The sequence below is a fragment of the Streptomyces sp. NPDC007905 genome, assembly GCF_042959345.1.
Lineage (GTDB): Bacteria > Actinomycetota > Actinomycetes > Streptomycetales > Streptomycetaceae > Streptomyces.
Genome location: NZ_JBIBKS010000031.1, coordinates 1 through 12194, shown reverse-complemented (window position 1 = coordinate 12194; position 12194 = coordinate 1). Strand labels below are relative to the sequence as shown.

Annotated in this window: 12 protein-coding genes and 1 pseudogene; 5 read left to right on the top strand and 8 right to left on the bottom strand. The window is 71.1% G+C overall.

Annotated features, from left to right (window positions below; genetic code table 11):
* Positions 1-243: 243 nt before the first annotated feature.
* The gene (locus ACFZDC_RS36545) at positions 244-1059 is read right to left on the bottom strand and encodes a class I SAM-dependent methyltransferase (protein ID WP_391330682.1); all 816 of its coding nucleotides are present in this window, start codon (positions 1057-1059) and stop codon (positions 244-246) included.
* A gap of 185 nt (positions 1060-1244) precedes the next feature.
* On the opposite strand from ACFZDC_RS36545, the gene mshA reads away from it, so the two are divergent.
* The 3 genes from mshA to ACFZDC_RS36530 all read left to right on the top strand — a co-directional run bounded on the left by mshA (position 1245) and on the right by ACFZDC_RS36530 (position 4855).
* Positions 1245-2582 (top strand): D-inositol-3-phosphate glycosyltransferase, encoded by a 1338-nt coding sequence (mshA, locus tag ACFZDC_RS36540; RefSeq protein WP_391330680.1) that lies wholly within the window; start codon positions 1245-1247, stop codon positions 2580-2582.
* Positions 2575-3075 carry a YbjN domain-containing protein gene (locus tag ACFZDC_RS36535; RefSeq protein ID WP_391330679.1) on the top strand — a complete coding sequence of 167 codons (501 nt, stop codon included), beginning with the start codon at positions 2575-2577 and terminating at the stop codon, positions 3073-3075. The genes mshA and ACFZDC_RS36535 overlap by 8 nt, the downstream gene beginning before the upstream one ends.
* Before the next feature lie 100 nt (positions 3076-3175).
* On the top strand, positions 3176-4855 hold the full coding sequence (locus tag ACFZDC_RS36530; protein ID WP_391330677.1) for a glycosyl hydrolase family 28-related protein: 1680 nt from the start codon (positions 3176-3178) through the stop codon (positions 4853-4855).
* On the opposite strand, the gene ACFZDC_RS36525 is transcribed toward ACFZDC_RS36530, so the two are convergent.
* Positions 4834-5634 carry an AraC family ligand binding domain-containing protein gene (locus ACFZDC_RS36525; RefSeq protein WP_391330675.1) on the bottom strand — a complete coding sequence of 267 codons (801 nt, stop codon included), beginning with the start codon at positions 5632-5634 and terminating at the stop codon, positions 4834-4836. The genes ACFZDC_RS36530 and ACFZDC_RS36525 overlap by 22 nt on opposite strands.
* Before the next feature lie 49 nt (positions 5635-5683).
* On the opposite strand from ACFZDC_RS36525, the gene ACFZDC_RS36520 reads away from it, so the two are divergent.
* Positions 5684-6109: a DUF2000 family protein gene (locus ACFZDC_RS36520; protein WP_391330673.1), complete on the top strand. Its 426-nt coding sequence runs from the start codon at positions 5684-5686 to the stop codon at positions 6107-6109.
* A 274-nt stretch (positions 6110-6383) separates the two neighbouring features.
* Here the strand turns inward: ACFZDC_RS36520 and ACFZDC_RS36515 are convergent, their stop codons facing one another.
* Positions 6384-7643 (bottom strand): MFS transporter, encoded by a 1260-nt coding sequence (locus tag ACFZDC_RS36515; protein ID WP_391330672.1) that lies wholly within the window; start codon positions 7641-7643, stop codon positions 6384-6386.
* A 163-nt stretch (positions 7644-7806) separates the two neighbouring features.
* Here ACFZDC_RS36515 and ACFZDC_RS36510 point away from each other — a divergent pair, with 163 nt between their 5' ends.
* On the top strand, positions 7807-8568 hold the full coding sequence (locus ACFZDC_RS36510) for a phosphoglyceromutase (protein ID WP_391330671.1): 762 nt from the start codon (positions 7807-7809) through the stop codon (positions 8566-8568).
* A gap of 100 nt (positions 8569-8668) precedes the next feature.
* Here the strand turns inward: ACFZDC_RS36510 and ACFZDC_RS36505 are convergent, their stop codons facing one another.
* From ACFZDC_RS36505 to ACFZDC_RS36485, 5 genes and pseudogenes are all read right to left on the bottom strand, one after another.
* The gene (locus ACFZDC_RS36505; protein ID WP_391330670.1) at positions 8669-8848 is read right to left on the bottom strand and encodes a hypothetical protein; all 180 of its coding nucleotides are present in this window, start codon (positions 8846-8848) and stop codon (positions 8669-8671) included.
* A gap of 457 nt (positions 8849-9305) precedes the next feature.
* Positions 9306-10562 carry a tyrosine-type recombinase/integrase gene (locus tag ACFZDC_RS36500; RefSeq protein ID WP_391330668.1) on the bottom strand — a complete coding sequence of 419 codons (1257 nt, stop codon included), beginning with the start codon at positions 10560-10562 and terminating at the stop codon, positions 9306-9308.
* On the bottom strand, positions 10562-10798 hold the full coding sequence (locus tag ACFZDC_RS36495; protein ID WP_391330666.1) for a helix-turn-helix domain-containing protein: 237 nt from the start codon (positions 10796-10798) through the stop codon (positions 10562-10564). Before ACFZDC_RS36495 ends, ACFZDC_RS36500 begins: the two co-directional genes overlap by 1 nt.
* Positions 10791-11930, bottom strand: a pseudogene (locus tag ACFZDC_RS36490) (replication initiator); the annotation flags it as partial. The gene ACFZDC_RS36495 and the pseudogene ACFZDC_RS36490, both read right to left, overlap by 8 nt.
* A 40-nt stretch (positions 11931-11970) precedes the next feature.
* Positions 11971-12194, bottom strand: a 224-nt coding sequence (locus ACFZDC_RS36485; RefSeq protein ID WP_391330665.1) for a transposase, incomplete at its 5' end; no start/stop codon positions are given.

The following is a 12194-nucleotide window of genomic DNA, read 5'->3' as shown; positions in this document are numbered from 1 at the left end:
GCCCGGTCCTCACCGGGCTCCTTCCCCGCCCGCCCCGTCTGCCTCCCCGCCCCGCACGGACGCTTCCCCCTGCCCTCTGCGCCCATCTCCCCCCGGTCCCCGCCGGTTACGACGATCTCCTCGCCGATGTGACGAACGACGCACAGAGATCGTTCCCGGCGTCCGGCCCCGGCATGGCCCCCCGGAGCGCGCCGGTGGCGCGGGTCCGGCGCGATCCGATCCGCAGGAAACGCCCTGAGCCCCTCAGTGGGTGCGCGGTGCCAACGCGCCCCACGACACGGTCATTTCCCCCTGGCGCCAGCGCGTCGGCGAGTCCGTCACCGGCCAGTCGGTCCGCAGGGCCCGGACCGTGCGGATCCAGCGCTGACGGGCGCCGTAGGAGGCGTAGGGTGCGGCGGCCGCCCAGGCGCGGTCGAAGTCGCGCAGGAAGGCGTGGACCGGCTCGCCGGGCACATTGCGGTGGATCAGCGCCTTCGGCAGCCGCTCGGCGAGGTCCGAGGGGCGCTCCAGGGAGCCCAGCCGGGTCGCGAAGGTCACCGTCCGGGGCCCCTCCGGGCCGAGCGCCACCCACACGTGCCGACGCCCGATCTCGTCGCAGGTGCCCTCGACCAGCAGCCCGCCGCGCGAGCCGCCGCCCGCCGGTGCGAGCCGTGCGCACAGCCGCTCCCACACGGCGGCGACCTGGTCCTCGTCGTACTGGCGCAGCACGTTGGCGGCCCGGACGAGTGCGGGCCGCCCGGGTACCGGGATCTCGAAGCCGCCGTGCCGGAAGGCCAGCCCCGCGCGCTCGTACGGCCTGGCCGCCGCGACCCGCTCCGGCTCGATCTCGACGCCGACCACGCGGGCGCGGGGCGCGACGGTCCGCAGCCGGCCGAGCAGTTCGACGGCGGTCCACGGCGCCGCCCCGTATCCGAGGTCCACCGCCACCGGATTCTCGGCACGCCGCAGCTCGGCGCCGTGCGTGGCCGCGATCCAGCGGTCCATGCGGCGCAGCCGGTTGGGGTTGGTCGTCCCGCGCGTCACCGTTCCCACGGGGCGGGTCGTCGCGCGGGCTGTCATACGTACGAGGGTAGGGGGGCACTTGTCCGGCCACCTACCCGTGCTCGAACGATTGAGCGATAGTGGGTAATGGTTCGGTAAAGCCGCTTGATCGGGAAATGGAGTCGAACGCCCCGCTGTTGCACCCCCTTGGAGGGCGCGGTCGGTCCTCCGACAGGCATGCCCGCAGCGAGGAGGAACGGCACGTGAGCCAGTACGTCAGCAGGCTCGGGCGTCGCTCTCCGGCGGCCCCCCCGCGGCTCAGGCTGCACCGCAGGCCCCGCCGCGTGGCCATGCTCTCCGTGCACACCTCGCCGCTGCACCAGCCCGGCACCGGCGACGCCGGCGGCATGAACGTCTACATCGTGGAGCTCGCCCAGCGGCTGGCCGCGATCAACATCGAGGTCGAGATCTTCACCCGGGCCACGGCCGGCGGCCTCCAGCCCACCGTGCAGCTCGCCCCCGGTGTCCTCGTCCGGCACGTCGACGCCGGCCCCTACGAAGGCCTGGCCAAGGAGGACCTGCCCGCACAGCTGTGCGCCTTCACGCACGGCGTGATGCAGGCCTGGGCCGGCCACCGCCCGGGCTACTACGACCTCGTCCATTCCCACTACTGGCTCTCCGGCCACGTCGGCTGGCTCGCCGCCCAGCGCTGGGGCGTCCCGCTGGTGCACGCCATGCACACCATGGCCAAGGTGAAGAACGCCAACCTGGCCGACGGCGACACCCCCGAGCCCGCCGCCCGGGTCATCGGCGAGACCCAGATCGTCGCCGCCGCCGACCGGCTCATCGCCAACACCGCCGAGGAAGCCGACGAACTCGTCCGGCACTACGCGGCCGACCCCGCCAAGGTCGCCGTGGTCCACCCGGGCGTGAACCTCGACCGCTTCCGCCCCGCCGACGGCCGCGCCGCCGCCCGGGCCCGCCTCGACCTGCCCCAGGACGCCTTGGTCCCGGTCTTCGCGGGCCGCATACAGCCCCTGAAGGCCCCCGACATCCTGCTCCGGGCGGTCGCCGTCCTGCTGGACGAGCGCCCGGAGCTGCGCTCCCGGATCGTCGTGCCCGTCGTCGGCGGGCCCAGCGGCAGCGGCCTCGCCAAGCCCGAGGGCCTGCAGAAGCTCGCCGCCCGGCTCGGTGTCGCCGACGTCGTACGGTTCTGCCCGCCGGTCGGCCAGGAGCAGCTGGCGGACTGGTTCCGGGCGGCCTCCGTGCTCGTCATGCCGTCCTACAGCGAGTCCTTCGGCCTGGTCGCGATAGAGGCACAGGCGACCGGTACACCGGTGCTCGCGGCCGCGGTCGGCGGCCTTCCGGTGGCCGTGCGCGACGGCGTCACCGGCTTCCTCGTAGGCGGCCACAACCCGGTCGAGTACGCGGGCGTGCTGCGCCGTTTCGCCGACGAGCCGTCCCTGTCGGCGGGCATGGGCGCGGCCGCCGCCCGGCACGCGCAGTCCTTCGGCTGGGACACCGCGGCGGCCGCCACGGCGGACGTGTACACGGCCGCGACCCAGTCCCACCGCCGTCGCGTACGCTCCCAGCATGGGTGATGTGGAGAAGGCCGCACAGGTCATCGAGGGCGTGCTGAAGGACACCGAACTGGAGTGGGAGAGCCCGGAGCGCGGGAACTACGTCGTCAAGCTTCCCGGCACCCGCAAGCTCACCACGACGGTCTCCCTCCTCGTGGGCCGCCACACCCTCTCCCTGAACGCCTTCGTCATCCGCCACCCCGACGAGAACGAGGCGGGCGTCCACCGCTGGCTGCTGGAGCGCAATCTCAAGCTGTTCGGCGTGAGTTACGCCGTCGACCACCTCGGTGACATCTACGTCACCGCCCGCCTGCCCCTCGCCGCCGTCACCGCCGAGGAGACCGACCGTCTGCTCGGCCAGGTGCTGGAGGCGGCGGACGGCGCCTTCAACACGCTGCTGGAGCTGGGCTTCGCCTCCGCGATCCGCAAGGAGCACGCGTGGCGGGTGTCCCGCGGCGAGTCGACGCGGAACCTGGACGCGTTCAAGCATCTGATCGAGCGCCCGACCGACTGACCGCCCCACCGTACCGGGCTTCTCCTTCGCGACCTCTTCCCCGCCCCGGGGCGCCGTGGCATGCTCACCGCCGACGTACTCCTGAACAACGTTCATATGCATGAATATGAAGGAGTGGCTGGACATGAACCACGGGCACGTCAGCAGACGGACACTCCTCGCCGGCGCCACCGCCGTGGCCCTGGCCGCGGCAACCGGGACGGCGGCTGCGGAGCCGATCGAAGTCCCTTCCCTGTGGCGGGAGTTCACCCGCACCCCGTTCACCCACCCGCAGGTGCCGTACGTCGGCCGGGCGGGCCACCGCGCCGGATCCCGCCGCTTCGAGCGCCCCCGCACCCTCGTCGACGTCACCGACTTCGGCGCCGTACCCGACGGCACCACGGACTGCGCCTCCGCGATCAACCGTGCCATCGCCGCCGCCGGAAGGGCCGGCGGTGGCACGGTCACCATCCCGCCCGGCACCTTCCGCATCGACGACGTGATCCGCATCGCCGACTCCGGCGTCGTCCTGCGCGGCGCCGGCAGCGGCCGTACCACCCTGTACGCCACGAAGAACCTCACCGAGCTGATCGGCGTCTACGGCTCCCGTTACGGCGGCGACAAGTCGTCCTGGTCATGGGCCGGAGGCCTGATCTGGCTCGCGCCGAGGGCCCGTTGGGACTCCTTGGTGGCGGCGATCCGGTCCAGCGCCTGGCCCTTCGAGGGCTGGACCGGCAACAGGCGGGACGAGTGGACGACCCTCACGACGGTCGAGCCGGCCCGCCAGGGCTCCTGGACGGTGACCGTGACCGACGCGGACCGCCTGGAACCCGGCCGGCTGGTCCTGCTCCGCCTCGCCGACGACCCGGCCCACACCCTTCTGCAGCACATGGCGGGCGGCGGCCCCGGCCCGGCGTCGTACTACTGGGACGACAAGACCAAGCTGACCTCGTACGTCCCCTACGAATGGCCCGTCCGCATCACCCGTGTCCGCGGCCACCGCGTCACCCTCGAACGCCCGCTCCCGCTCGACATACGCCCGGAGTGGGACCCGCGACTGACCACGCACGTCGAGGAGTTGACCGGCTCGGGTGTCGAGGGCCTGACCCTGGAGGCGGTGCAGACCCCGCAGTCCCCGCACCTCCTCGACAAGGGCTACAACGGGGTCGTCCTCCAGTGCGCCTACGACTGCTGGGTGGACGACGTCACGGTCCGGCACGTCGACAACGGCTTCGGCCTGGTCGCCGCCTCCGCCTGCACCCTGCGCCGCACCCGCGTCGCCGGCCGCGGCTCCCACCACCCGTACTTCTGCCGCGAGGGCTCCCACGACAACCTGATCGAGGACTTCACGATCGAGCAGCGCACGGTCCCGGCGCCCCCCGGCACCCAGCTGCACGGCATCAACGTGGAGGGCCTGTCCTCCCACAACGTCTGGTCACGCGGCGAGATGCGGATGGGCACCTTCGACTCGCACCGCGGCCTGCCCTTCGCCAACGTGCGCACCGACATCACCGTGAACAACGACGGGCGCCACGGCGGAGACGCCGGCGCCGGCCCGCTCTTCGGCGCACGCTTCACCCACTGGAACATCAGGGTCACCAACGGCCGCGCGGGCCTGATGAAGATCGACGGCCTGGCGCCGTACTCGGCGACGGTCGGCCTCGACGAGGTACGGGAGTTCGACCAGATCGACGTCCCCGACTTCACCGGCGACCTGCACTCCCGCCTGGAGCTGTACGGCACCACGGATGTCGTGCGCCCGCGCAACCTCCACGACGCTCAGCGCGCACTGAGCCGATAGCGCCCCGGAGTGACCCCCACCAGCTTCTTGAAGTGCCGCGTCAGATGGGACTGGTCGCAGAACCCGGCCGCCGCCGCCACCTCACCCGGCGCCAGCCCGTCCAGCAGCAGCCGGCGGGCGCGGCCGACGCGGCGGGACATCAGGTACTGGTGCGGGGCGATGCCGTAAGCGGTGCTGAACGCCCGTACCAGATGGGCGGGATGGGCGTGCAGCACCCGCGCGGCCTCCGCGAGGGCGAGCCCCTCGGTGACGTGCTCGTCGAGCAGCTCGCGCAGCGAACGGGCGAGGGCCGGGCCGGGACGGCGGGTGTCGGCGGCGCGCCGCCGCAGATGCTCCCGCAACCGTTCCCCGACGAGGGCCAGCCTGCTCTCCGCCTCCAGCTCGTCACCGGGCTGCCCGAGCGCGCCGTGCAACTGCCCGACCCGCAGCCGCAGCACGGGATCCCTGAGGTCGGGCCCGTCGACGGCCGGACCGATCAGCTCGTCCCCGAGGTGGCTGCTGTCGAGATAGAGGACCCGCTTGCGGAAACCGTGCGCGGTGGCGGGGGAGCCGTTGTGCGGAACGTGCGGCGGAAGCAGCGAGACGGTGTCGTGCGGGGTCCCGTGCGCATGCCGGTCCAGGTCGTACCGTACGGCCCCGTCGTCGACGATGAGCAGGGTCCAGGCGTCGTGGACGTGCATCGGATAGGCGTACTCGGTGAAATGGGCGTGGAAGACCTCCACGACGCCCGGGATGGGCGGGCGCCAGGCGGAGACTTCCGGCTGAGCAACGGCGGCCACGCAAAAAACGTACAAGACGGGGCCGTACGACGGTCGGCAGTCTCACCCCATGAACACCGAGCTGATCCGTTTCGACACCAAGATCGCCGTACTGCTCCGCGAGGACCTGGAGCCCTGGCAGCGCCTGAATGCGACGGCGTTCCTGGTCAGCGGCCTGGGCAGCCAGGTACCCGAGGTGATCGGCGACCCGTACGAGGACGCGGACGGCGTCGCCCACCTGCCGATGTTCCGCCAGCCGGTCCTGGTCCTCGAGGGGACGAAGGAGACCCTGAAGGCGGCCCACGGCAAGGCGTTGAGCCGCGCCCTGCCCCGCGCTGTCTTCACCGCCGACCTGTTCACCACGGGCAACGACCGCGACAACCGTGCGGCGGTCCGGGCCGTACCGACGGCGGAGCTGGACCTGGTGGGGCTGGCGGTGTACGGACCGCGCAACGGGGTGGACAAGGTGCTGAAGGGGGCGCGGATGCATCCGTGAGCCTGCCTGGCGGCCGGTCCCGGTGGCCGCACAGCCTTCGGAGAGGGGGCACGGCTCGAGCGGCGCGTCCGGCAGCTCGGTCCGGGTCCACCACAGGTGCCCCGAGGGGCGGCCGCGCAGGATCCGGCAGACCCGCCGGCCGTCGTCCGCCCCGGTGCGGACGAATCCCCCCGTGGCCGGTGTCGGCCCCGCACGACGGGGCCGTCCGCTGTCTGGTTCACGGACGTGTCGGCCCCGCACGACGGGCCCGCCCGCTGCCCGCTCACGGTGCTCGTCAGGCCGTCCGGACCTCGGGCTCGGCGCCGGTCTCGGCCGCAACCGGCGCGGCCGTCGTCGGCTCCTGCGGAAGCCGCCGCATGAGCACGCCGTACCCGAGCCCGGCCACTGTCCCCACGACCGCGCACATCGCCCACAGCCACCGCGCCCCGAACCGGTCGATGACGGCGCCGGACATCAGCGGGGCGACCAGGGCGGCCACGGACCACGACAGGGTGTACATGCCCTGGTAGCGCCCGCGCCCGTGGACGGGAGACAGCCGGACGACGAGCCCGGTCTGTGTCGGCGCGTTGACGATCTCGGCGAGCGTCCACACGCACACGGTGAGCGTGAAGACGCCGACCGAGCCGGCGAAGGCGGTGAGCCCGAAGCCGTACCCCGCGAGGAGGGACGACAGGACCAGCAGCCTGCGCGGATCGCGATGCTCGATGAAGCGGGTGACGGGGATCTGCAGGGCGACGATCAGGATGCCGTTCACGGCGATGGCCAGGCCGTAGTCGGCGGGCGAGAACCCGGCGCGGCCCATGGCCACCGGCAGTCCGACCGAGCCCTGCTGGAAGACGAGGGCGACGAGGAAGGACAGCCCGACGACGGCCATGTACCGCCCGTCGCGCAGCACCGTACCGAGTCCGACGTCGCCCTCCGCGTGCTTGGCCGTGGGCGTGGGCCGCGACTCGGACAGCTTGAGGAAGACCACGACCGCGCAGGCCAGGGTCATCGCGGCCTCGATCAGGAACCCGGCGCGATAGCTGAACTCGGCGATGAATCCGGCGCCCATGGAGGAGACGGCGAAGCCGAGGTTGATGGCCCAGTAGTTGAGCGAGAAGGCCCGCACCCGGTCCTGAGGCCGGACGATGTCGGCCATCATCGCCTGCACGGCGGGCCGGGAGGCATTGGAGGCCATGCCGACGAGGAAGGCGACGGCGGCGATGGCGACCGGGTCGTGCATGAAGCCGAGCAGCGCGACGGAGCCGGCGGTGGCGGTCTGCGCGATCAGCAGGGTGGGCCGCCTGCCGAGCCGGTCGGCCATCACCCCGCCCCCCAGCGAGGAGACCACTCCGCCGAGCCCGTGCAGGGAGGCGACGAGGCCCGCGTACGAGGCCGAGTAGCCGCGGTCGAGGGTGAGGTACAGCGCCATGAAGGTGGCGACGAAGGCACCCAGCCGGTTGACGAGGGTGCTGGTCCACAGCCACCAGAACTCGCGGGGGAGCCCGGAGACGGTCTCCCGGGCGGCACGTCTGAGACGGGCGACGGACATGGCAGGACCCCCACGGATGCACGGTGACGTAAGCGGCTCAAGCGGCATGCGCAACTTACAAGCGCGGGGTGGGCCATGGCCACTCAATTAACGGATGCCGTCAACTGTCCGGCTGCTGGGCAGGGCGCTCGGGGGGCCGAATGCGTGGATTACGCTCTGAGGCATGGCCGACGCACCGTACAAGCTGATCCTCCTCCGCCACGGCGAGAGCGAGTGGAACGCGAAGAACCTGTTCACCGGCTGGGTGGACGTCAACCTGAACGAGAAGGGCGAGAAGGAGGCGGTCCGCGGCGGTGAGCTGCTCAAGGACGCCGGCCTGCTCCCCGACGTGGTCCACACGTCCCTCCAGAAGCGCGCGATCCGCACCGCGCAGCTGGCCCTCGAGGCCGCCGACCGCCACTGGATCCCGGTCCACCGCAGCTGGCGCCTGAACGAGCGCCACTACGGCGCCCTGCAGGGCAAGGACAAGGCGGCGACGCTGGCCGAGTTCGGCGAGGAGCAGTTCATGCTCTGGCGCCGCTCGTACGACACCCCGCCGCCCCCGCTCCCGGACGACTCCGAGTTCTCCCAGGCGAACGACCCCCGCTACGCCACGATCCCGCCGGAGCTTCGCCCGCGCACGGAGTGCCTCAAGGACGTCGTCATCCGCATGCTCCCGTACTGGTACGACGGCATCGTCCCCGACCTCCTGACCGGCCGCACGGTCCTCGTCGCCGCCCACGGCAACAGCCTGCGCGCGCTGGTCAAGCACCTGGACGGCATCTCGGACGCCGACATCGCGGGCCTGAACATCCCGACCGGCATCCCCCTCTACTACGAGCTGGACGCCGACTTCAAGCCGGTCACCCCCGGCGGCAAGTACCTCGACCCGGAGGCGGCCGCGGCGGCGATCGAGGCGGTCAAGAACCAGGGCAAGAAGAAGTAACGCACCACCAGCAAGCCCCCGACCTGCTATTTCTTGGCAGGTCGGGGGCTTTTTGGTGGGGCTGGGCCGTCTGTGGGCCGTCAGGTGCTTGGTCGGGCCGTCAGATGCGTCGGCGCGAGCGGCGGATGCGGATGTCGAGGGCGATCAGCAGGGCCGTGGGGATGGCGACTCCGACGGGGGCGTGAGCCCAGAGAGCGAGGGTGCCGCCAGCCGTGCCGACGAGCGCCATCGGCAGATCGCGAGGATGGATGTCGACGGTGACGCCGTTGCGTGGGACCATAGGGCCTCCATGTGTGATCGGTTCCTGGCTAGGGTTTCCGAGCGCAGAAATGGAAGCGAATGCCGCCCCGGACCGGGCGGCATTCGCATGCTGCGGAAACTTTCCCATAGTCGTCACGTGTGAATCAAACGTCCAGCTAGGCGCCACCTTGTCCGTTTTGATGGACGGATTGTCCACGGACGTGGACAGCCGGAGCGCTCCGAAAACCTTGGAAAACTTCCCAAACTTTCCACTCTTTTCAGGAGCCGTCTCGTGACTCCCCGCCGCTCCTGTCGCCTCCCTCTCCAGGGGCGTCGCCACCGTTGTTGCGCGCTGCCCGGGGCCCTGCTCCTGGTGAGAGGCGGGGATCTGGTTAGTCGCTGAGCGGCGCCGATCGGCTTTACGGTTTCGTCTCAGAGGCATTGCTTGTTCGGTATTACGGGTTAGGGATTACGGGTTAGGGATTACTGGTTCGGCATTACGGATTCTTTATCTGATCTGCGAGCGCATTGCTCGTCTCGTAGGTGCCCGCGATCGCCTTCCGGGTACGCTCCTGGCTGGACGGCATGAGGTGCGCGTACACCCGCAGCGTCAGCCCTGGATCCGAGTGGCCGAGGTACTCGGCGAGGGCCTTGATGTTCTCCCCGGCGTCCAGGAGCACCGACGCGTAGAAGTGTCGGAGCGCGTGCATGCCGTTCTCGCGGGACTCGGCGTGCGGCTGGCCACGCTCGGGGGCCGGGATCACCCCGGCGCCGGCCAGCGCCCGCTTCCACGCCTCCTCGTTGAGCGACGTGCGCCAGACATGACCCCCACGCGGGCCGGTGAAGATCAGCCGCTTGGTCACCGGGGGACCGTCCGCGACCTTCCACGGCAACGTGATCTCGACCGGCGGGAACTCCTTCATGTGCGCCCGGAGGGCGTCAGCGACCGGCCCGGGGAGCGGGACGTCCCGCAGCTTGCCGCCCTTCGGCGGGGCGAACACGGCCTTGCTGCGGCTCAGCTTGAGCTGCTGGACCACGTGAAGCGTGTCCGACTCGAAGTCGATCGCGTCTACAGCCACGCCCAGAATCTCGCCCTGGCGGAGCCCACACCCACCGCCCAGATCGACCATCGCCCGGAAGCGCTCGGGCATGGCCGCGCGTACGGCGAAGACCCGTTCCGGCGTCCACGGCATGACGCGCTTGGTGTCGACGGTCGGCGGCCGGACCGAGCGAGCCGCGCACGGGTTACGGGGGAGATGCCCGTCATCCACGGCCGCGCTCAACGCGGCACGCACGTTGGAGTAGATCGTCCGGGCATACGAGCCCCGGATGCCGTTCTCCTGAAGCTGCCGCACCCAGTCACGGATGTGGGCGGGTTGGAAGGACCCAAGAGGGCGCGTACCCAGGTACGGGAACGCATGGAGCCGAAGCTGCGACTCCATCGAAGCCTGGGTGTTCGGGTCAGCACCCTGGGTCCCCACCCAGCGTTCGGTGTACTGCTGGAAGGTGATCCGGGCCGCGCGCGGGTCGATGTACTGCCCGCGTGCCATGTCCGCCTCGATGTGGGCGAGCCACTGGTCGGCAAGCCGCTTCTGCCGGTCGGGAAAGCTCTTGGCCTTCTCCGTACCGTCCGGACCGACGTAGCGCGCCCGGTAGCGAAGTCCAGAGCCGTAACGCTCGCTCTTGACCTTGTGGACCTTGCCGTCCGGACCCGTCTCGCTCTTGTACCAGCGGTCTTGGATGTGTCCGGCCATCAGGCGGCAGCCCCTTCCATCAGGGACTCGACCCACACCCGGACGTCATCGGGGTCGTAGCGCAGGTGCCGGCCGACCCGGAAGCCGCGGGGACCGGTGCGCTTCCGGCGCCACTGGTAGACCGTCTCGATCGGCACGCCCAGGAGTTCGGCGACATCCAGAGGCGTGAGGTACCGCCGTGGAAGGGGCCGCGGCTCGTCGGGAACCTGCGCCACGGTCAGGCGCCGCTCAGCCATGGGTTGGTTCTCCTTCTGTTCCGGGGGCGGGTTCGAGGGATGCGGTGAGCCAGGCTTCGGCGGAGGACAGGCCGGTTCCGGCGAAGACCCAATGCGCGACGATGAGGGTCGTGTCCGTCTCGCCCTCGATGGCTGCTGCGGCTTGGGCGCGGCGCCACTCGGCGCGGGCGGTGCGGAGGGCGCCGAGGGTGGTGGAGTAGCGGCGGGACTTGGTGGAGAAGTGGCCGCGGAAGCCGAGTATGTGGGCCCAGGCCCGGAGCCGGAGTTCTTCCAGCTCCTTGCGGGCCCCGAGCGTCCAGGCCGTTCGGATCAGCCGGCGGGCGTGGTCGCTGACGTCGAGTTGGGCGAGTTCGGCGAGGAACTTCAGCGGGCGGTCGAGAGCTCCCGTCGCGGTCTCGGCGCCCTTGGTGGCGTACTTGGCGATGTACGAGGCGACGGCCCGCTCGGTCAGCTCCTGGCCGCCGTCGAAGTCGGCGGAACGGATCGTGCGGACGTCGAGCTGACGGCCGAAGGCGAAGGAGTGCGAGCGGCCGTCGATGACCGGGCCGTCCACGCAGACGTGAGCGGCGGCGGCGCCGATGGCGTCGGTGAGCAGTTCGGCGGTTGCCCAGGCCGGAGGCGGGGTGTCGCCGCCTTCGGGGCCGTCGATGCGGATGACGGCGTGGAAGTGGACGGCTCCGCGCTTCTGGTACTCGGCGACCTTGGCGAAGGAGACCCGGGCGTGCTGGCGGAACGCGCGCTGTGAGAGTCCGGCGCGCTTGGCGACCTCGCGGCGCAGGTAGGTGGAGAAGCGCCGCCAGAGCGGACCGGCGTGGGCGTTCCAGAGGACGGCGGCCTCGTAGTCGTAGGTGTCCGGGTCGAGCGGGGTACCGAGTGCGGCTTCGTCCTGATCGTGGTGGACGCCGCAGCGGCAACGGCGGACCGAACCGGCCTGGCCGGTGGGGCGGTTGTGGACAGGGCCGAAGCTCGGGGCGGTGAAGGTGGCGAAGACCCGGGGGTGCGCGGCAATGCGTTCCGGGACGCCCTTGCCGCCGCGCAGGCCGGAAGTGATCAGGTGGAAGGTGTCGCGGCGGTAGACCTCGGCACAGGCTTCGCAGCGGGTCGCGCGGCGGTTGTTGCAGCGGACCAGGAGGGGGTCTGTCCAATCAACGGCTGATCTTGGTTGTTGAGGGTCAGTGGCTGGTGGGGGTGAGTCGGCCCTCGAAGGCGATCTGGAACGCGTTCAGTGGTGCTTTCCAGCGCATCGTCCAGCGGCGTCGTCCCTTCCCGGTCGGGTCCAGGCTCATCAGCGCCATGTAGACGCACTTCAACGCGGCGGCTTCCGAGGGGAAGTGACCGCGGGCCCGAACAGCCTTGCGGATGCGGGCGTTCACGCTCTCAATCGCATTCGTCGAGC